The organism is Pseudomonas sp. 1 R 17, from assembly GCF_900067035.1.
GTDB classification, from domain to species: domain Bacteria; phylum Pseudomonadota; class Gammaproteobacteria; order Pseudomonadales; family Pseudomonadaceae; genus Aquipseudomonas; species Aquipseudomonas marginalis.
This window is the reverse complement of sequence record NZ_FKLB01000009.1, coordinates 1-18,843: the sequence shown is the minus strand read 5'-3', so window position 1 is coordinate 18,843 and position 18,843 is coordinate 1. Positions and strand designations below refer to the sequence as shown.

The following is an 18,843-nucleotide window of genomic DNA, read 5'->3' as shown; positions in this document are numbered from 1 at the left end:
CCCATCAAGAACACCGCGTTTTTCCAGGTAAATCCTGATAACAGCTTTTGGGGCCGCTTCGCCGCCCGGCGCGGGGCAAGCCCGCTCACCACAAGAGCCAGGTCACTCCAGGCTGGATACATTCAGGCACCCGATGACGGGTTTTCTGCAATGGGATGATCTTTTGTGATGGGGCAAGCCCGCTCACCACAAAAGCCAGGTCACTCCGGGCTGGATACATTCAGTCACCCGATGACACTGGCTCGCCAGCTACGGCGCGCTAGTGTTAATGCTCTTCAGGACGGTCCCCAGGAGCATCGGAATGCGCCCCACACCCCAATCCCATCGCCTGCGTCACGGTCGTTACTCTGAATACGGACGCAGTTACCTCATTACCGTTGTCGTGCATCACCGTCAGCGCCTATTCACCGACCTTTATCTGGGTCGTCTGTTGGTGGCCGAATTCCGGCAGGTTCATGAGCTGGGATTGGTCGACTCTCTGGCCTGGGTCATCATGCCTGACCACATTCACTGGTTGTTTGAGCTGAAGCAGAAGACGTTGCCCGACGTGGTGCGGCGTATGAAGTCGCGTAGCACGCGGACCATCAACCGGCGTCGTCAAAGCAAGGAGCGTGTCTGGCAACCCGGTTATCACGATAGGGCTGTCCGTGCGGAGGATGATGTTCGCAAGATGGCTCGCTACATCATTGCCAACCCCTTGCGGGCCGGGTTGGTGGCGCAGGTAGGGGATTATTCGTTATGGGATGCTGCATGACTCTGATTGAGTAATTGATGGTGTAGTGGTTGAAGCCCGCTCATCACAAAAAGGCGCCCGCTTGCCGCACAGGAACCTTCAGGCCTTGAGGGGCTCACTTGTTATGTCGCCCTGTTCCCCAGCCGAAAGGAATCCGCATGCATGCCACCTCATCAACGGTCCCCCTTCATCCCCCCGTCGAACGCGAACTGAGCCTGCGCGCGGTCATCACCGGCACGTTGCTCGGTATCCTGCTGACCCCTTCGAACGTGTACGCCGGGTTGAAGATCGGCTGGTCGTTCAACATGTCGATCATTGCCCTGCTGGTGGGGTATGCGATCTGGCAGGGCCTGGCGAAGCGGTCGTCGGAGCAGCTGCCGTGGACGCTGCATGAAAGCAATATCAACCAGACCGTCGCCTCGGCCGCTGCTTCGATCATTTCCGGTGGGCTGGTGGCGCCGATCCCGGCCTATACCCTGCTGACCGGCAACCAGTTGGACGCGCTGCCGATGATCGCCTGGGTGTTCTCGGTGAGTTTCCTGGGCATCTGGATCGCCTGGTACCTGCGGCCTTCGTTGCTCAATGACAAGGCGCTGAAGTTTCCCGAAGGCATGGCCACCCTGGAAACCCTGCTGCATATCTACAACCATGGGCGCGAAGCGGCGACGCGTTTGAAGGTGCTGCTCAGCGCGGCGTTGCTGTCCGGGCTGGTGAAGTGGGTGGACACCTTTGTGTGGGCCTTCCCGCGTTGGTCGCCATCCGCCCAGCTGGAGCGCCTGACCTTCACCGCCGACCCCTCGCTGTTGCTGCTGGGGTTTGGCGGCATTATCGGCATTCGCGTCGGCCTGACCCTGCTGCTCGGCGCCTTGCTCGCCTGGGGCGGCCTGGGCCCGTGGTTGCTGGCGCAAGGCCTGGTGACCTTGCCGGCCGGCAGCAGCGGCCCGCAATTTGCGGCGTTGGTGGAGTGGTTGCTGTGGCCGGGAGTGAGCCTGATGGTGTGCTCAACCTTGGCGTCGCTGACGATTCGTCTGTGGGCGTTATACACCTCGACCAAGTCCGCCGGCGGGCAAGCCTGGAGCGTACCCAAACCCGGGCCGGCCGCTGGTTTTGTGCTGTCGATCGTATTGGTGGTGAGCCTGCAGGCGCTGTTGTTCGGCATCAACCTGTGGATGGCGTTGCTGACCATTCCCCTGGCGATCTGCCTGGCCGCCGTCGCCGCCCGCGTGGTGGGCGCCACCGGTATTCCGCCGATTGGCGCCATCGGGCAGTTGTCCCAGCTGAGCTTCGGCATCGTCGCGCCGGGGCAGGTGCCGATCAACCTGATGAGCGCCAACACCGCCGGCGGCTCGGCGGGGCAGTGCACCGACCTGATGAACGACTTCAAGGTCGGCAAGGCCATTGGTGCCACGCCGCACAAGCAAGTCATCGCCCAGATCCTGGGGATTTTCATTGGCAGCATCGTCGGGGTGTTTGCGTACCTGGCGCTGATTCCTGATCCGCAATCGATGCTGCTCACCGAGGAGTGGCCGGCGCCGGCGGTCGCAACCTGGAAAGCCGTGGCGCAAACCCTTACCCATGGGCTGGATTCATTGTCGGCGAGCATTCGCTGGGCGATCGGTATCGCAGGGCTGGCCGGGGTGTTGCTGGGCGTGCTCGACAGCCTGTTGCCCGCCCATCGCGCCCGCTACTTGCCCAGTGCCGCCGCGTTGGGGCTGGCGTTTGTGCTGCCAGCTTCGGTGTCGCTGATGATGGCCCTGGGTGCGGTGCTCACCTGGCTGGTGAGCTGCCGCTGGCCGAGCCTCACCGAGCGGTTTGCGATTACCGCAGCGGCGGGGTTGATTGCGGGGGAGAGCATCACCGGCGTGGGCGCTTCGCTGTGGCAGATGGCGGCGCCTTAGCTTCTGTCACGCAGTCGAGGGCAAGCTACTCACTTGGCAAACGCATACTCCCCACCCTGTTCCAGCGCCTGGCGATAAGCCGGGCGTGCCTGGAAACGCTGCACCCACGCCGCCAGGTGCGGGTACGCCGCCAGCTTGCCCTGGGCCTTGGCGATTTCGCCGATAAAGCTCATCTGGATGTCCGCGCCGCTCACGTCATCCCCCAGCAGATACGGCGTGTGTGCCAGCGCCTCGTTGAGGTAACCGAGGTAATTGGCCACTTCCGATTCGATACGCGGATGCAGCGGTGCACCGGCATCGCCCAGGCGCCCGACGTACAGGTTAAGCATCAGCGGCAGCATGGCCGAGCCTTCGGCGAAGTGCAGCCATTGCACATACTGGTCGTAGGCGGCCGTGGCCGGGGCCGGCTGCAGGCGACCGTCGCCATGGCGGCGGATCAGGTAATCGACGATGGCGCCGGACTCGATCACCACGTTGGCGCCGTCTTCGATCACCGGGGATTTGCCCAGCGCATTGATCGCCTTGAGCTCCGGCGGCGCAAGGTTGGTTTTCGGGTCGCGCTGGTAGCGCTTGATCTCGTACGGCAGGCCAAGCTCTTCCAGCAGCCACAGAATGCGCTGCGAACGTGAGTTGTTGAGGTGATGGACAATGATCATGGGAACTCCGCGGGGCATGGGGTGTGTAGGAACAGACTGCTGCGACAACGTAGAGTGCCCTGAATCAGCGGGATGTTTGCTTGGCAAACGCCCCTTCGATCAACGCACCACCTCGAACGCCGTGTATTCATACGCCGAGCGCATTTTGCTCGAGGTCGTTGCCAGCGTCAGGGCAATGCCCAGGTCTTCGATAAACGCGCGCGAGGTCTTGTAGTCGCCTTGCTCGCACTCCAGCTTGATGGCGTCGCCGGTCAACGAGGCAAACACCTGTCGGGCCGGGAAGCGCTGGCCGACCTTGCAGCTCACGAAGGTCTCGAGCGGGGTATCGGTCGGTTTGCCGGGCACGTTCGCCATGTGCAGGTTGGCGCTCAGCGTCTGGCCAGGCGTCCAACTGCTCGGAATACTCAGCTCGGCTTCGCGGGTCAGCAGCACCTGGCCGTCGCCCACGCCGTTCATCTTCGACTTCAACTGGATCAGGTCCGCCTGCACCAGGCGCTCGACATGGAAGGTGTCGCTGTAGATCTCGTTCTTGTTCAGCAAGCCACCCACCGCCGTGAAGGTCACCGAGGTGGGGCTGTCGTTGCTGCCATCGCTTTTTTTCGACAGGTACGTGTAGCTCAACGTCTTGAACTTCGGCTGCAGCAGGGCCGAGTCGAGGCGCTGGAGCACGCTGGCGGGGACGGCGACGTCGTTGATGCTTGGTTCTACGACGGTGCGCGGGTAGTCAACCGGTTGGATGTCCGGACGCGACCAGGCCAGCAGCGCCGCATCGACACCGCCCTGCAACGAACAACTGATGCGCGATTGCGTACCGTCGCTGCCCTCCGGTTCTACCAGCAGCACGCGCTCGACTTCGCGTGTGCCCGGCGCGACGCCGGGCCGTGGCTTGATGGCCTGCCAGCGGTCGCCGACCTTGAGCTCGCTGCGGATGTAGGCGCCGTCGCCCTTTTGCAGGCGAGCAGGTTGGTCGAGCAGCGGGGCAAGGCGTTGGGCAACCTCGTCGATAGTGCCTTGCACAACAAAGCCCCAGTAATAGTAGAGCCCCAGGTTGCCGAGGTCGGTGGCCTCGTCGGCGTACGACAACAGCTTCAAGCCGGCGATGGGCGGCGTGCTGACCGGCACCGCGTTGGCCTTGCGGTCCGCGCGGTTGACTACCGCGATCCACGCGAAGTCTTTGTCCTGCTTGAGCGGTGCGTAGGGCTGCCAGGCGTCGCGGTGGCTGTTCAGGCGGCTGAAGAACGTCGCGTCGCAGCGGGTGAAGGCCTTGAGCGTGTCGGTCAGCGCGGCGTCGTCGGCGTGGGCGATGGAAGGCAGCAGCGCAGAGGCGAGGAGGAGGGCGGCGGTGGGCAACTTCATCGAGGGGATGTCCGTATCGGGAGCGGGAGCTGGGCATTATCCAGAAATTACCCGCTAAAGGCTCGGTTCAATGACGGAGAGTATCTACACACCTTTGACGGCTGCCACCGCTCACTACAAAAGCCTCACGCTGTAAGGCTATGGGTTCACCCGCGCCACTTTTCAGATCCACAGATCATTCATGGCCGTACGTTCACCGCCTTCATGGCCGGTATTCAAAATGCCCCGAGGCTCAATCATCATCAGCTTCGCCTCACCTTCGGCGGCGGTCCGATGTTCAACGCCACGCGGGACCACATACAGCTCGCCCGCCGCCACATACACCGGGCCTTCCGGTAGATCGATACGCAGCGTCCCTTCGAGCACCAGGAACGCTTCGTCGGTTTCCGGGTGCGAGTGCCAGATGAACTCCCCTTCGATGCGCACCACCTTGAACTGGTAGTCGTTCATTTCGGCGACGACCCTGGGGCTCCACTGCGCGTCGATGAGCGATGCCTTTTGCGCGAGGTTTACCGGTTGTGCCGAGTGCTGTGACGTAGCCATGATCCATCCTCTGGTAGGTAAGACGGCCAGACTATCGAGACCGCGGAGCGCCTGGCTTGTACGATCCTGCAGGTTGGTCGTCTAAAGCTCGGCCGATTTCCGTCGATAACCTGTATGAACCCGCCAATCATGGACCGATTAAATGGCTCTTTCCGTCAGCGCTGCCTATCTCCCGCCGGCCAACACCAGCCTTACACCTTCCGACCAGAAGCTCGTGGCCCAGCCTCTGACAGATGCCGCGAAGGAAGTGTTGGCAAACGCCGCCCCGGCGGCCGTCTACCATCCCAGTGGATCAGCAAGCACCACGGTGGAACCGCCGGAGGTGGTCGACGTCTGGGTCGGTCGGACCCAGTCGCCAGACCACCCTCGGCTCGTCGAAATTTCCACCGGCGCGCTCAATACGCTGAAGGCATCCTTCAAGGCATTCGAGTCAGCGCTGTCGACCACCGCTCCCGACTTGGCCGGCAAAAAATACGGCTTCACCGTCGAAGCCGATGGCCGCCTGAAAGTGCTGGATTCGGCCAGCCAGCTCAGCAGCTCGGATACCCAGCGGCTGACGGATTTGCTCAACCGATCCCTGGGCCTGAAAACCGCAGCCATTGCCTACCGCAATGCCGCCATCGACACGGTGGACGCCGATTCCGTCTGGTCTGGCCTGGGGTTTTACAGCCTGACTAACGAAAACTTCGCCAAGACCATTGATCTGGCGCCGCTCTTAAGAGACTTCGACCCGTCTGACTTCAAAGGGTCCAGGGATCGGATTTTTATTAATCAACTGGCCTCCAAAGGCGAACTGGCGACGCAACAGACGGAAGCGGCGATGTTTGAGCGGCGTGGAGTGCAGCGGTTCAGTACGCAGGCCTGACCTACTGTGTGGGGTAAAAATGAAGCCGTGCAGGCGGTTCAACCCCGCCTGCGCGATTCAATCCCCGCAAAAACCAGCATGCCCGTCACCATCGCCAGCGTGAACACCAGCACCTGCCATTGCCCCGTCAACAGCAATGCCACTGCCGGTCCGGGGCACAACCCCGCAATCGCCCACCCCATGCCGAACACCAGGCTGCCCAGCACGAGGCGGCGGTCGAGGGTGCGTTGCGTCGGCATCTGGATCGGTGCGCCCAGCAGCGAAACCTGACGATGCCTTACGACGTAAAAGGGCACGCTGCTCACCACCAGGGCGCCGAGCATGACCAGGGCCAATGAAGGGTCCCAATCGCCGGCGAGATCGAGGAACGCGAGCACCTTCTCCGGGTTGGTCATGCCGCTGAGGTGCAGTCCCAGGCCGAAGATCAGACCGGCCATCAATGCCATGAATTTGCGCATGCTCAGGCTCCCAGCCCGTGGCGGATGAAGTAGACACCGGCAAACCCGCTGCCCATGAAACAACCGACCGCTACCAGCGAGCGCAGCGACCACCGCGAAAGCCCGCAGATGCCATGCCCACTGGTACAACCGGCGCCATAGCGCGTGCCGATGCCGACCAATAACCCGGCCAGCACCAGCGCGTAGCCACCGGCCTGGAACGATGACTCAGGCAGCTTGGCAAACAACGACCAGATCCAGGGCGAGACCAGCAGCCCGAGCACAAACAGCAGTTTCTCCCCACGTCCTTCGCCGCGCCTGGAGAGCAGGCTGCCGAGCAGGCCGCTGATCCCGGCGATGCGGCCGTTGAGCAGGATGAACAGGCCTGCGGACAAGCCGATCAGGGCGCCGCCGAGCAGGGCGGTCCAGGGGGTGAACTGGGCGGAGAGGGTCATGGTGGGGCCTGGGTGTGTTGGACTACGTGCATCGATACCACAGTTTTATCCATGAACCCAACGAGTGACGATGCGCACTTACACCTTGGCCGTATGCACCTTGGCCAGGCGTACGCGCCAATCGCCGTCATGGCGCAGGCGGCATTCTTCGTCGGAGTCGAAGTGTACGCAGCGCTCCATGGGCGCGCCGTGCACATCGGCGTCGTTGAGAGCGGCGGCGGTCAGCTCACGCATGCGTGTGTCTGCCCCTGTCGAGAGGGCGTGCTCCTTGTTGGCGCGGCTGTCGAACACCCAGATCACCCGCAGGCTTTGGGGGAAGACGCTGTAGTCGACGGTGTGGGTCAGCCAGTCGAAGCCGGGGATTTCGGCTTTGGCGGTTTCGCAGGCGTCGGTGAGGGCGGCGATGAGGCGACGTTCAAGCCGGGCGTTGTCGCGTGGGGTGGTTGGCATAAAGGGCTCCAGGTGGGTGTTCAGCGTGTGTATTAAACCAGCTACACCTGAACTCTTAGCGCATTGATGATAAACGCATGCAGGCTATTAACCGCCTTGGCCCCCCGAGAAGCTCGGTTACGCAGAATCGAAACCTCCATGGGCGCTATGTTTCCCAAGCCATGCTCGCTGCTCAACACCAGCAGTGATGGCAGCACCGTGCACTGCGTGATCGCGGCAATCGCCAGCCCACCTTCCACGGCGGCCACTTGGCCGGCGAGGCTGGAACTGTTGTAGACCACCTTGAATTGTCGCCCTTGCTGGGCCAGTGAATGCACCGCATAACGCCGCGCCAGGCTTTCACTTTCGTAGACGGCGATAGGCAGCGGGTCGCGCCGCCACAGTTCGAACTGGGGCGAGCCCACCCAGACCATGGGTTCCTTGAACAGAAAGGTGCCGCTGTGGGGCGAGTCCCTGGACACCAGCGCAAGATCAAGATCGCCGCTGCGCACACGCGGGATCAGCGTGGTCGACTGCTCGCAGGTCAGCTCGATTTCCACACCGGCGTAGCGCGGTGAAAAACGCTTCAGCAGCGGCGTGAGGTATTTCGCCGCATAGTCCTCCGCGACGCCCAGGCGGATTCGCCCGGTGATCGCTTCCCCATTAAAGGCCGCCTGGGTTTCCGCGTGCAGTGCGAGCATGCGGCGGGCGTAGCCGAGCAGCGTCTGGCCGTCATCGGTGAGTTGCAGATGCCTTGGGCCACGGCTCAACAGCGGGCGTCCAAGGGCGGCTTCGAGCTTCTTCATCTGCATGCTGACGGCGGACTGCGAGCGATTGACCTCATGGGCCGCAGCCGACAGCGAACCGGCATCTACCACCGCCACGAAGCACTTGAGCCAATCGATCTGCAAATCGCTGGAGGGCATGGCGGTTTCCTTTATTCGTTAATCGAATGGCTGCAACGTGAATAATGCGCTTTTCAGGACTTTTCTTCACTCGCAAGATACTGGCCTCAATACCCACCTGCTGGAGTGGATCATGCCCTTTGATACCTGGTTGCTCTACCTGATGACGTGCTTCGGCATCGCCGTGGTACCAGGGCCCAATGCATTACTGGTGCTGACCCATGGGGCCCTGCACGGCAGTCGCCGGACGCTGTTCACCATCAGCGGCGGCGTGCTCGGTTTTGCCCTGGTGCTGACGCTGTGCGCGCTGGGCCTGGGGGCACTGATCCAGGCATCGGCCAGTGGGTTCACCGCCTTGAAGGTGGCCGGCGGGCTCTACCTGATCTGGCTCGGTTTCGGTCTGTGGCGCGCGCCCCCCGTCAGCCTTGAGGCCAGCGGCACAATCAGCTTGCGGCGCTGGTCGCTGTTCCGCCAAGGGCTGGTCTCGGCGATTTCAAACCCCAAGGCACTGCTGCTGTTCACCGCGTTTATCCCACCGTTTCTGGACCCGCATAGAAGCATCATCGCGCAGACGGCTGCCATCGCGCTGACCTACGCCGTGGTGGAATTCGTCGTTGAGTACCTGGTGGCCAGCGCAGCCAACCGCATCCGGCCCTGGCTGGCCCGCACCGGGCGCCGATTCAATAAAGTCTGCGGTGGTTTTTTTGTACTGTTTGGGTTGGCCTTGCCGGTGCATAGTTGAAGGCAAGGCTGCCTTGGAGCTTGTCGCCCCAATTTGTACAAAATCCGGAATCCGCACCCGCCTTTGGCACGAAGCTTACCGGCGCTGAAGAGCAACTGGAGCCGCAAGCCACAAACTTCACGGCAGGGCGGGCCAGGTGGTGCTTGATTTCCTGAATCTCCATGGCGATGTAAACCTTCCTTTTGCAGGCATAAAGGTCGCAGGTTAGTAGTGTGCGCAAGCGGGTGGCAGTAGTCAGGGGGGCGGGACCAGCGGCACACGGATATTTTCAACGCACGCCCGTATTGCTAAAGTTTCCCACTCACCCGCCGACAGCTTTTGTTCCCACTTCACGGATGATTTTAATGTTCCGCTCTCTTTTTTCCGGCGTTGCATTGCTCGCCGTCGCCTGCACTGCCCAAGCCCGTACCGTCACCACGCCCGAACAGCTGCTGACCGAGTTCTCTCGTTGCGATGCGCATTTCTTCGAGAGCCTGCGCGATGCGCGCTTGCCAGCAGGTACCTTACGCCTGAGCGACTACGGCTCGGTCAAGGCACCGACCATCATGAGTCCGCTGCAGGAAGGTGGCACTTACCAACACTTCGAAACGCCCCTGATCGTTAACGGCGTGCGTATGGTCGGCTATTACAACCAGGCCCAAACCATCAAGGACGTCGGCAATTTTCTGTTCTGGGGGTTTGTAACCGATGGCTCGCCGCAAGAGGTGGCCGCAAAGCTCAAGCCGCTGATCGTTGATAACGCACGTTTTGTCAGTCAGGGCAAAGCCATTACCCGCGCCGAAATCCGCCGTGTCGGTGACCCGATCGGCCAATGGCGCACCGAAGGGCTGACCGGTCCTGGTGTCGCCACGCCGTTTGGTTTCGTAGACCGCGTGCTGATGGTCGACGCGGGCGACACGTCACCGTCGCTCGTGGGACATACCACCGTGTTCTGCTCGCTGCAAGGCACCGTGACCGCGCCGCTCCTGCAGGTCTATCGCCCTGACCTCAACGCTCATCTGCTCGACTGACAAGGATGCTGATCATGAATACTCGCTGGCTCGCACTGATTGCCTGCTCCGCCCTCCTCACCGGTTGTGCAGGGATGCAGAACCCGCAAAAAGCCAACCTTGCCCACTGCGCTAATCAGTTAAAGGCGTCCAAAGCCGAAAACTACCCCTTGGTGCTGCAGGAAGGTGATCTATGCCTGCAGAAAGCTACGCTGCCTGCCTCGCTGCATAGTTTGATTTATGCGGTGCAGGCCGACGCCTACCTCAACCTCAAGCGCTTTCCCGAAGCCTTGGCCGCCAAGGAGAAATCCATGCAACTGGTGGTCAAGCCTGAGCCGCGCGCCTACCTGGACTTGAGCGCCATGTATCGCGCCGCTGGTAACCCGAAAAAAGCCCTTGAGCTCGTGCAGTTCAACCTTGACAACGGAATGGGAGAAGCAGGAAAGGGGGCCGGCTTCAATATGCCGACCTACTATCATCTGGGCCTCGCACTGACAGACCTGGGTCAGTACCGGGAGGCCGCTGAAGCATTCAGTACCGGCCTTCAGCGCCAGCCGGACTATGCCTGGGCCTATTATGCGCGCGGGATCGCGTACGACCATTTGGGCAATAGGGAAGACGCCAAGGCCGACTTCATGAAGTTCTCGCAGATCGTCGACAAGAAGTACCTGGAGCAGGAGAACAAGGCCAAGCTCGCGGAGTACAGGATTTCCATGCCGTAATTGGAACACCCGCTTAGGGGCGAATGTGCACGTTGTCTGGATAATTCGACGGATTCTGAGAAAGCACAGGCAGTGGAACAGGGTGGCCAGGCTCTGTTGTTCATCTGTGCTGCGAATGGTTGGGGGCTGCTGCGCAGCCCCACGGGAGCAAGCTCCCTCGCCACAAGGGGGAGCGTTTGCCTTGGTCAGTTCGCGGCTGCTGTCGCATGCTTCTTGGCCCATAGCGCAGCGGTTTGAAGGCTTGGTTTGGTGTTGGTTTGCTTACTGCACGCTCGTTATATCTGCCAACAGTTGTTCGAGCCCTTCCGGAGTTGAATAGAGGTTTTCCAGCGCCGCAACCTCGGCCAGTTGGCCTGGCGAAAGGGCCTTTTCTTCGTGCTCAAGCTGGGCGCGCATGTCCTCTTCATTTTTCGGCAGCTTGCGCTTCAAGGCTACGCGCAAAAGCCCGCATGCCTTGAGCTTGTTACGTTCGAAACCTCGACCTGTGTCCATCTGCACAGCGAGGAGAGCGGTTGCAAACGCGTGCCCTTGCGCCGCAGCCTTGAGCAACCACCGGTTTGCTGCCGGGTAGTCGACCGGTATTTCATCACCCTTGCTGTAGAGGTAGCCTAGAATGAACTGCGCATCGGCCCGGCCTTGCTCGGCAGCACGGGTATACCACTGCACTGCGGCGGGAACATCCTTGGGTGTGCCGCTACCACTGAGCATCGCGAGGCCCATCATTTCGTAAGCCTTGGCATTGCCGCTGTCGGCTGCCTGAGCAAGTAGCTTGACCGATCGCTCAAGATCGACCGGCGCGCCTCTGCCCTGTGCGTAAAGCGTTGCCAACTGTATGAGCGACTCGGCATCCCCTTGAGCACTGCCCTTGCTTGCCCATGCGAACGCCTGCTGGTCGCTCGCCTTAACGCCATCACCTCGGTAGTAAAGCCTCGCGAGGTCTCCTTGCGCTTTGGCATGTCCTTGTTCGGCGGCTTTTTGAAACCACATGGCTGCCTGGACGAAACTCCTGGGTTGATCCTGGCCTGCAATATTGGAAATCCCCAGGAAATACTGGGCATCCGGGTTTCCATGCTCGGCCGACCGAGTGATCCACTCCAGGCCCTTGGAATGATTCACCGCTACGCCGCGCCCGTAGTAGGTGAAAATACCGGTTTTATACTCCGCGACAGGTTCGCCGTTTTCAGCAGAGCGCAAATACCACTCTGCCGCCTTGACCGGGTTTTTATCGACCACCAGGCCTTCGTCGTAGAACGCACCCATCAGCAGCGTGACGCTGTGCGGACTGCGCCATACGGTGATAGCGAACGTGATTAAAAGATAGGCCAGACAGCCCAGGAGCAACGCAACCAAAGGAACGACAAGCCGGCGCAATTTCGAATCCATTCGTGAGGTGTGGACGGGCAGTGTAGCGATGCTCATGCGCCGTACATAGATGCCTTGCTACAACAGGTTTAATCGCTTTCGGCGCTGCGAACCAGCGGCGCATGTGCAGGCCCATGTAGGCGTTGATGGCGATGGTACATCGCGCCCAGCAGGGCAAATTGCGCTGTGATGGGTTGGTCGGGGAGCATCATTACGGTAGGCATGCAGTGAAGGTCAGGATCACTTTCGGGTTACTTGAACCTGTTTTGATTACTCGCTTACCGGAGGGCAGCTTTCGAGCGAGCTAGCTGGTAGCTGTGGGTAGCAAACGACCCGTAGCTGACTGTCGGTTCAGGTTCAGATTGAGCAAGTCGGTCGCTCACCCAATCGCTCTACCAACCTTACAAGATAACCGTCGGGATCCTGGACGATGAATTCGCGCTGGCCTACTTCTACATTGTCAGCCCGATACCAAGTGTCTTTGCATTCTCGATAGAGTGCACAGCCAGCCTGATCAAGTTTTTGGATGTCGCGTCGAGTGACAACTAATGGCCCAGAGTTTTTTACACACTCTGGGCCCGTTAGCAACCGTTGCTCTCGGGAGCATACGCTTCTGGTCGAAAGCCCCCCCTTTCTAAGCCAACCGGTCTACCATGCCACCCCCGGCAGTGGTTGCACGCGCTACCGACTCAACTTTTAAAGGTATCGCAATGTCCATCGACCAAATCTCCCTCCCCAAAGGCGTAGGCCCTCACGCCGCCAAGCTCCTCGACGCCATCACTGGCGCCGCCACCCATGAAGAACTCAACCGCGCTGGCGGCAAGGCTGAAGGCTTTGTGCTTGGTCTGGAATCCACCAAAGCCATCAAGAGCCAAATCGCCGAGTCGTTGTATGTGGCCTATGACGATGCGGCGAGTAATCGTTCTAGTGAATTGAAGGGCTAGGCATTAACCGGAGCAGGGCGCTTCGCGGTCGAGCAATTTGGCCGTGAGGAGTACGCCCAGCTCGCTCAGTTGGTGGATAGCGAGGGCGATTTCGCGGTGTTTGCCGCATAGGTCTTCGGACAAGTCGAGCAGCAGTATGCTGACTGAGGCGAAGGTTTCGTAGCTGTTGGTGATGAGGGTTTCGTTGCTGGCGTCGGGAGCGACGCTGAAGAGAGCGGTTGAATCTGTAGCCATTGTTAAGTTCCTTGCTTGGGCCACTACCTGATCGCTACTAAACGATAAGGCGGTAGCTGTACGCAGGTTAGTAGACCGGTGGAACCTAACAAAACCGGCGCGCCCGAGGGCGCCCTACGCACAGCCACCATCGAGCACAGACAGGCACGTCTGACAGATGAAGCTTGTGCACTTGTTAGGTTAAACCGTGGGCTACTAAACCCGATCACCGAGAGATTCAGCGACCGAGCCACCTTAGAGACGGCCATCCCAGCGCACAAGCCGGCGGATTCTGACGCAAGCGTAGGCAAGGGAGCAAGGCACGGTGGCTGCGCGGCTCACACCGTAAGACTTAATAACCATCCCGCCGCGCCGCTTCCTACAACCACCAGCCACGGTGGCAGTTTCCACACCATCAGCGCCACCAGGCCAATCAGCGCCAGGGCGACGTCCTGGGCGGTGAAGATGGCGCTGGTCCACACCGGTTGGTACAGCGCCGCCAGCAACAGGCCGACCACCGCCGCGTTCACGCCCGCCAGCGCGGCTTGGGTGCGCTGGCTGCGGCGCAGGCTTTCCCAGAAGGGCAGTGCGCCCAACACCAGTAAAAACGACGGTGCGAAGATCGCCAGCAGGCAGAGCAGGCCACCGAGCCAGCCGTTCGGCGCTTGGGTCATCGAGGCGCCGAGGAAGGCGGCGAAGGTGAACAGCGGGCCGGGCATGGCTTGGACGGCGCCGTAGCCGGCGAGGAACACGTCGTTGCTCACCCAGTGGCGGGGCACGACTTCGGCTTGCAGTAAGGGCAGCACCACGTGGCCGCCGCCGAATACCAGCGCGCCGGTGCGGTAGAAGGCGTCGGTCACGGCCAGGGTTGGGTTGGGCAGCCACTGGGCGAGGATCGGCAGGCTGGCCAGCAACAGCACAAACAGCGACAGCCATAGCGCCCCGGCGCGACGGCTGATGGTCACGGGCAGGGCGTCGTGCGCGGTGGGCGGTGCGGGCTTGAACAGCAGCAGGCCGGCCATGCCCGCGATGAGGATCACGCCGACCTGGCCCCACGCCGATGTTTGCAGCAGGGCCACGCAGGCGGCGAGCAGCATCACGGCCACGCGCGGGGCGTCGGTGCACAGGTTGCGCGCCATGCCCCACACGGCCTGGGCGACCACGGCGACGGCCACCACTTTAAGGCCATGCAACGCGCCGGGCGGGATGGCGGTGCTGTGCCGGGTGATGCCCAAGGCCAACAGGATCAGCACAACGGCGGACGGCAGGGTAAACCCGAGCCACGCCGCCAATGCGCCGCCGTACCCCGCGCGCGACAGGCCGAGGGCGATGCCGACCTGGCTGCTGGCGGGGCCGGGCAGGAATTGGCAGAGCGCGACCAAGTCCGCGTAACTGCGCTCGCTCAGCCAGCGTCGCCGGGTCACGAACGCGTCCCGGAAATAACCCAGGTGCGCAATCGGGCCGCCAAAGGAGGTAAGGCCCAGGCGCAGGAAAATCAGGAACACTGACCAGGGGCTTTCGCGTCGATTTGCTGGGGAGTCAGCCAAGGCGGGCGGTCTCGGTGAGGGCAGGGCATCGCGGCACCTTAGCGAATTTTGATGACGTGAAGAAGCGGCGCCAGCGCTCAATGTTGTACCGTTGCTCCCCAGGACCGTACCGATGATGAAGGAGCCTCCATGACATTGACCGTCGAAACCCTGCTCGAACTGGCCATGGCCAACCCCGTCAACGCCGAAATCACTGCGCGCCTGCCCGACCTCGGGGTGGACCAGTGCATGCTCACGGCGGGTTGCCTGTTCCAGGCGGTGTGGAATCATCAGGCGAATCTGCCGGCTGATCAGGGCGTGAAGGATTACGACGTTTTTTACTTCGATACCGACCTGTCCTACGAGGCGGAAGACGCGGTAATTCGTGCGGCGGATGAGCTGTTCAAAGACCTGGGCGTGAATGTCGAGGTCAAGAACCAGGCGCGGGTGCACCTTTGGTACGGCAAACGCTTTGGTCGGCCTTACCCGCAGTTGCAGTCGGCGCGCGACGGGGTCGACCGTTATCTGGTGGCCGGTACGTGCATCGGCTTGGAGATTGCCACGGGCCAGGTGTATGCGCCGTATGGGTTGGAGGATGTGGAACTGGGGATTTTGCGGATTAATCCACTGCATCCGGAGCAGGCGTTGTTTGAGCAGAAGGCGCGCAGTTATCAGGCGCGGTGGCCTTGGCTGAGGATTGTCGGGGTGGAGATACCGGAATGAATTGGCGCTGAACTTTTAGGTAGGTGTCGCACGTCCAAGCTTCAAATCACTCCCGCCAAGGACAGACGATGACCTTCTTTATCTTCCTGCTTGCCTGCGCCGCCGCCGCCAGTACCGGCGTCATTTTCAAACCCGGCGCCTGGTATGAATCCCTCGTCAAACCCAGCTTCACCCCACCCAATTGGCTGTTTCCGGTGGCCTGGACGATCATCTACCTGCTGCTGGCCTGGGCCGGCTATCGCTTGAGCCTGATCCCCGGCAGTCAAATGGTGCTGGCGCTGTGGGCTGCGCAAATTGCCCTGAATACCCTGTGGACGCCGGTATTTTTCGGCGCGCATCGCCTGCTGGCCGGGATGGTGATCATCGTGTTGCTGTGGATCACCGTGGCGGCGATGGTGGTACTGGCCGTGCGCCTGGACCTGATCACCGGCCTGATCCTGTTCCCGTACCTGGCGTGGCTGTGTGTGGCGGCGGCGCTGAATTTCTCGATCCTGCGTAATAACCGCTGATGGCTCACCAACCGTGGCCCGCCAACGAGGCGGAACTGGCCCAGATGCGCCGCTTCAATCAGAAGCTCGCCTGGCTGCCGCGCTTCAAGATCCGCAATCGCGTTACGCCGCGTTTGATCCAGGCGCTGTTGCGCGTCAGTCAAACGCTCAAGCGCGCCACACCGGCTGAAAGCAGGGTTGTCGACAACGTCCCGGTGCGCATCCTGCGGCCAAGCGGCAAGCCCAAGGGCGTAGTGCTGGATATCCACGGCGGCGGCTGGGTGATCGGCAATGCGCAGATGGATGACGACCTCAACCTGGGCATGCTGCAGGCGTGCGACGTGGCGGTGGTGTCGGTGGATTATCGGTTGGCGGTCGACACGCCGGTCGAGGGGCTGATGGCGGATTGTTTGGCGGCGGCGCGCTGGTTACTCAGTGCCGATGAGTTTGCCGGCCTGCCGGTCATCGTCGTAGGCGAATCGGCCGGTGGGCATCTGGCGGCGGCGACGTTGCTGGCCCTCAAGCAATGGCCTGAACTGCTCAAGCGCATAAGCGGCGCGGTGTTGTATTACGGCGTTTACGACCTGACCGGCACACCGAGCGTACGCGCTGCGGGGCCTGAAACGTTGTTGCTGGATGGGCCTGGGATGGTGGAGGCGTTGCGCATGCTCACGCCGGGGCTGAGTGATGATGAGCGCCGACAGCCGCCGTTGTCGCCGTTGTATGGCGACTTTGAAGGGCTGCCCCCGGCGTTGATGTTTGTGGGGGAGTTGGACCCGCTTAAGGATGACACGCTGCTGATTGCCGAGCGGTGGCCCCACGCTGAAGCACACCTGCTGCCGGAGTCGGCCCATGGGTTTATTCATTTTCCGGTGGCGATGGCGGATGGGGTGTTGGCCTATAGCCGACAGTGGATCACTCAGTGCATTGATGGCGAACAGGCATAACTGGATAGGCGCCTCTCTAAGGCTCACCCATTCCTCTGTGGTGAGCGAGCTTGCTCGCGTTGGGCTGCGAAGCAGCCCCAAAACCAGCCAGTGCAGAGTAAGCCCGCTTCCCACAGAAAGCACCGATTCACTACAATCGCCTTATCTTTTATCAGCAGGCCGGGTACCCTCTTTTCTCCAAACATTCCCCCCAAGCAAAGGAAAGCACGTGAAGATTCTCCAAGGAGCCATCGGTCTATCGGCGCTGTATCTGCTGGCAGGCTGTGGCCAGGTCACCGAAAAAACACTGACGTTCGATGTGCCCTATGGGATGTATGAAACCGTTCTGCGCCAGAACGTCACCGGAACAGGCCAGTTGACCTGCAAGGTCACCACCGACAACCAGGACCGCGGCGAAAAGTGGGTGCCGTCGGTGATTCTTGCGGCGGCCGAGGACGCTGCCGAGGACGACACCCTGTTTCTTTCCAGCTACACGCCAGCCGACAGCGACCAGCGCTTGTTCCAACTGCGCACCTTCAACAAAGCCAAGCCGGTCATCGATACCTTCTTCCATCGGGCCCCCGACCAACGCGGTGTGTATACGTTGCGCCTGACCTGGCAAGCGGACGGCGCCATTGGTTATCAGGTCGCCAGCGGTGGGGCCTGGGAGGAGAGGAAGCTCGTCGACAAGCCCGGTTTTTCCGTGCGCCATGTGAGCGTGCATGCCTCCGGTATGAAGGGCAGCGCTGTGTGTGAGTTGCGTGAGTGAACGCGCTGACGTTGAGGCCGGCGACGGTGACTGATCTGCCGTCGATCTATCGGGGAGAGCAGGACTACATCCGCCGCTGGGAGCCCGAGCACGAAGCAGCCTGGCGGCTCCAGTTGGAGCGCCACCTTACACGCTGGGTCGATAACTTCGAACGCTTGACGATCGCGATGCTGGGCGGGCAGTTCGCCGGTTATTCGCTGTGGACTGCAGAGGAGGGGGTTGCCGAGCTTTGTACGATCAACGTCAGTGACGCTCACCGACGCCAGGGGATCGGTCGGACGTTGCTGGACGCTTACGCGGCGGCGGCTGGGCAGAATGACTTCTTGAAGTTGCGATTGAGCGTACGTTCCGATAACCCTGCCCGGCTGATGTATGAGCGCGCCGGGTTTGTCTGTGTGGGCACAGATTCGAACGACTACCTTTGCTACGAGCGAGCCAGCCGCCCGTGAATATCACCGCAAGAATCGGATAGCCACCGCTGTCCAGGTGCTCGTCTCATGGGGCTCACCCTAAGAGGCGCCCACCATGAACTTCCGCATTACGGGCCTTGCTCCCGGTCCATTTCTCAGTGTGTTTGGTTTGCCCGACGATGAGCTTGCCGCGCGCGGGACAAGCCCGCTCGCCACAACAGCCCTATCTGTCCAGCGTTCAGCGTTTAGCCAACGGTGCGTAGATACCTATGCCCGATAGCAGTCTGTCAGGTGATGCATATGTCGACTGGCACACCGCTATCGGTGGCAAGCCCCTCCCACATTAGGATCTCGGGTGGAGTCGATATTGTGGTGTTCAGTTAGACCGCAACCGCAGTATCTGCGCCCCATCGAACGGGTCCGTCAGGTAATGTGCCTGCACCCCGAAGGTCTCCTGTAGCCGCTGTGGCGTCAGCACCTCCAGCGGCTTGCCCAGCGCGACCAGGCGCCCACGGTCCAGCACGGCCAGGCGATCGCAGGTCAGCGCCTGGTTCAGGTCATGCAGGGCGATGAGGGTGGTCACCGGCAAACCTTGCACGCCTTTCAAAATCGCCAGTTGATGCTGGATATCCAGGTGATTGGTCGGCTCGTCCAGCAACAGTATCTGCGGCCGTTGCGCCAGGGCGCGGGCGATGTGCACGCGCTGGCGCTCGCCGCCGGAGAGGCTGCGCCAGGCGCGGTGGCTCAGGTGG

The 18,843-nt window shown here is 61.4% G+C and carries 23 protein-coding genes and 1 pseudogene; 12 read left to right on the top strand and 12 right to left on the bottom strand.

Annotated features, from left to right (window positions below; translation table 11 throughout):
- The first annotated feature begins 301 nt into the window (after positions 1–301).
- On the top strand, positions 302–754 hold the full coding sequence (locus tag BFP99_RS01390) for an REP-associated tyrosine transposase (protein ID WP_065946506.1): 453 nt from the start codon (positions 302–304) through the stop codon (positions 752–754).
- 137 nt (positions 755–891) lie between these two features.
- Positions 892–2,631: an OPT family oligopeptide transporter gene (locus tag BFP99_RS01385; protein ID WP_065925057.1), complete on the top strand. Its 1,740-nt coding sequence runs from the start codon at positions 892–894 to the stop codon at positions 2,629–2,631.
- A 29-nt stretch (positions 2,632–2,660) separates the two neighbouring features.
- Here the strand turns inward: BFP99_RS01385 and BFP99_RS01380 are convergent, their stop codons facing one another.
- The 3 genes from BFP99_RS01380 to BFP99_RS01370 all read right to left on the bottom strand — a co-directional run bounded on the left by BFP99_RS01380 (position 2,661) and on the right by BFP99_RS01370 (position 5,186).
- Complete coding sequence (locus BFP99_RS01380; RefSeq protein ID WP_065946505.1) at positions 2,661–3,287, bottom strand: glutathione S-transferase family protein; 627 nt, start codon at positions 3,285–3,287, stop codon at positions 2,661–2,663.
- Positions 3,288–3,386: 99 nt separating this feature from the next.
- Complete coding sequence (locus tag BFP99_RS01375; protein ID WP_065946504.1) at positions 3,387–4,643, bottom strand: hypothetical protein; 1,257 nt, start codon at positions 4,641–4,643, stop codon at positions 3,387–3,389.
- Positions 4,644–4,805: 162 nt separating this feature from the next.
- Positions 4,806–5,186 (bottom strand): cupin domain-containing protein, encoded by a 381-nt coding sequence (locus BFP99_RS01370; protein ID WP_065925060.1) that lies wholly within the window; start codon positions 5,184–5,186, stop codon positions 4,806–4,808.
- A gap of 142 nt (positions 5,187–5,328) precedes the next feature.
- Here BFP99_RS01370 and BFP99_RS01365 point away from each other — a divergent pair, with 142 nt between their 5' ends.
- Entirely contained in the window at positions 5,329–6,051 is a 723-nt protein-coding gene (locus tag BFP99_RS01365) for a hypothetical protein (RefSeq protein WP_065946503.1), read from the top strand.
- Between the two features lie 38 nt (positions 6,052–6,089).
- Here BFP99_RS01365 and BFP99_RS01360 read toward each other — a convergent pair whose 3' ends face one another.
- The 4 genes from BFP99_RS01360 to BFP99_RS01345 all read right to left on the bottom strand — a co-directional run bounded on the left by BFP99_RS01360 (position 6,090) and on the right by BFP99_RS01345 (position 8,298).
- Positions 6,090–6,509 (bottom strand): DUF6691 family protein, encoded by a 420-nt coding sequence (locus tag BFP99_RS01360; RefSeq protein WP_065925062.1) that lies wholly within the window; start codon positions 6,507–6,509, stop codon positions 6,090–6,092.
- 2 nt (positions 6,510–6,511) lie between these two features.
- Positions 6,512–6,943 carry a YeeE/YedE family protein gene (locus tag BFP99_RS01355; RefSeq protein ID WP_065925063.1) on the bottom strand — a complete coding sequence of 144 codons (432 nt, stop codon included), beginning with the start codon at positions 6,941–6,943 and terminating at the stop codon, positions 6,512–6,514.
- A 78-nt stretch (positions 6,944–7,021) separates the two neighbouring features.
- Positions 7,022–7,393 (bottom strand): hypothetical protein, encoded by a 372-nt coding sequence (locus tag BFP99_RS01350; RefSeq protein WP_065946502.1) that lies wholly within the window; start codon positions 7,391–7,393, stop codon positions 7,022–7,024.
- 41 nt (positions 7,394–7,434) lie between these two features.
- On the bottom strand, positions 7,435–8,298 hold the full coding sequence (locus BFP99_RS01345; protein ID WP_065946501.1) for a LysR family transcriptional regulator: 864 nt from the start codon (positions 8,296–8,298) through the stop codon (positions 7,435–7,437).
- A 112-nt stretch (positions 8,299–8,410) separates the two neighbouring features.
- On the opposite strand from BFP99_RS01345, the gene BFP99_RS01340 reads away from it, so the two are divergent.
- The 3 genes from BFP99_RS01340 (at position 8,411) to BFP99_RS01330 (ending at position 10,730) form a co-directional block, all read left to right on the top strand.
- Positions 8,411–9,019, top strand: coding sequence for a LysE family translocator (locus BFP99_RS01340; protein WP_065925066.1), 609 nt, complete (start codon positions 8,411–8,413; stop codon positions 9,017–9,019).
- Between the two features lie 344 nt (positions 9,020–9,363).
- Positions 9,364–10,029, top strand: a complete 666-nt coding sequence (locus BFP99_RS01335; protein WP_083221118.1) for a hypothetical protein — start codon at positions 9,364–9,366, stop codon at positions 10,027–10,029.
- Positions 10,030–10,043: 14 nt separating this feature from the next.
- Entirely contained in the window at positions 10,044–10,730 is a 687-nt protein-coding gene (locus BFP99_RS01330; protein ID WP_174562739.1) for a tetratricopeptide repeat protein, read from the top strand.
- 261 nt (positions 10,731–10,991) lie between these two features.
- On the opposite strand, the gene BFP99_RS01325 is transcribed toward BFP99_RS01330, so the two are convergent.
- Both BFP99_RS01325 and BFP99_RS33490 read right to left on the bottom strand, forming a co-directional pair.
- Complete coding sequence (locus BFP99_RS01325; protein WP_256098058.1) at positions 10,992–12,149, bottom strand: tetratricopeptide repeat protein; 1,158 nt, start codon at positions 12,147–12,149, stop codon at positions 10,992–10,994.
- A 300-nt stretch (positions 12,150–12,449) separates the two neighbouring features.
- Positions 12,450–12,620, bottom strand: a pseudogene (locus BFP99_RS33490) (VOC family protein); the annotation flags it as partial.
- A 182-nt stretch (positions 12,621–12,802) separates the two neighbouring features.
- On the opposite strand from BFP99_RS33490, the gene BFP99_RS01320 reads away from it, so the two are divergent.
- Positions 12,803–13,036: a hypothetical protein gene (locus tag BFP99_RS01320; protein ID WP_027604039.1), complete on the top strand. Its 234-nt coding sequence runs from the start codon at positions 12,803–12,805 to the stop codon at positions 13,034–13,036.
- A gap of 3 nt (positions 13,037–13,039) precedes the next feature.
- Here BFP99_RS01320 and BFP99_RS01315 read toward each other — a convergent pair whose 3' ends face one another.
- Complete coding sequence (locus BFP99_RS01315; protein ID WP_065925069.1) at positions 13,040–13,270, bottom strand: DUF6124 family protein; 231 nt, start codon at positions 13,268–13,270, stop codon at positions 13,040–13,042.
- A gap of 317 nt (positions 13,271–13,587) precedes the next feature.
- Positions 13,588–14,796 (bottom strand): chromate efflux transporter, encoded by a 1,209-nt coding sequence (gene chrA, locus BFP99_RS01310; RefSeq protein WP_065946499.1) that lies wholly within the window; start codon positions 14,794–14,796, stop codon positions 13,588–13,590.
- Between the two features lie 129 nt (positions 14,797–14,925).
- Between chrA and BFP99_RS01305 the strand changes: the two genes are divergently transcribed.
- The 5 genes from BFP99_RS01305 (at position 14,926) to BFP99_RS01285 (ending at position 18,130) form a co-directional block, all read left to right on the top strand.
- On the top strand, positions 14,926–15,498 hold the full coding sequence (locus BFP99_RS01305; protein ID WP_065946498.1) for a nucleotidyltransferase family protein: 573 nt from the start codon (positions 14,926–14,928) through the stop codon (positions 15,496–15,498).
- A 68-nt stretch (positions 15,499–15,566) separates the two neighbouring features.
- On the top strand, positions 15,567–16,007 hold the full coding sequence (locus BFP99_RS01300; RefSeq protein ID WP_065925072.1) for a tryptophan-rich sensory protein TspO: 441 nt from the start codon (positions 15,567–15,569) through the stop codon (positions 16,005–16,007).
- On the top strand, positions 16,007–16,933 hold the full coding sequence (locus BFP99_RS01295; protein WP_065946497.1) for an alpha/beta hydrolase fold domain-containing protein: 927 nt from the start codon (positions 16,007–16,009) through the stop codon (positions 16,931–16,933). The genes BFP99_RS01300 and BFP99_RS01295 overlap by 1 nt, the downstream gene beginning before the upstream one ends.
- A gap of 208 nt (positions 16,934–17,141) precedes the next feature.
- A complete protein-coding gene (locus tag BFP99_RS01290) occupies positions 17,142–17,681 on the top strand; it encodes a hypothetical protein (RefSeq protein WP_074847333.1) in 540 nt (179 codons plus the stop codon).
- Entirely contained in the window at positions 17,678–18,130 is a 453-nt protein-coding gene (locus tag BFP99_RS01285) for a GNAT family N-acetyltransferase (protein ID WP_176719679.1), read from the top strand. The genes BFP99_RS01290 and BFP99_RS01285 overlap by 4 nt, the downstream gene beginning before the upstream one ends.
- 337 nt (positions 18,131–18,467) lie before the next feature.
- On the opposite strand, the gene BFP99_RS01280 is transcribed toward BFP99_RS01285, so the two are convergent.
- Positions 18,468–18,843, bottom strand: a 376-nt coding sequence (locus BFP99_RS01280) for an ABC transporter ATP-binding protein (RefSeq protein WP_141690739.1), incomplete at its 5' end; no start/stop codon positions are given.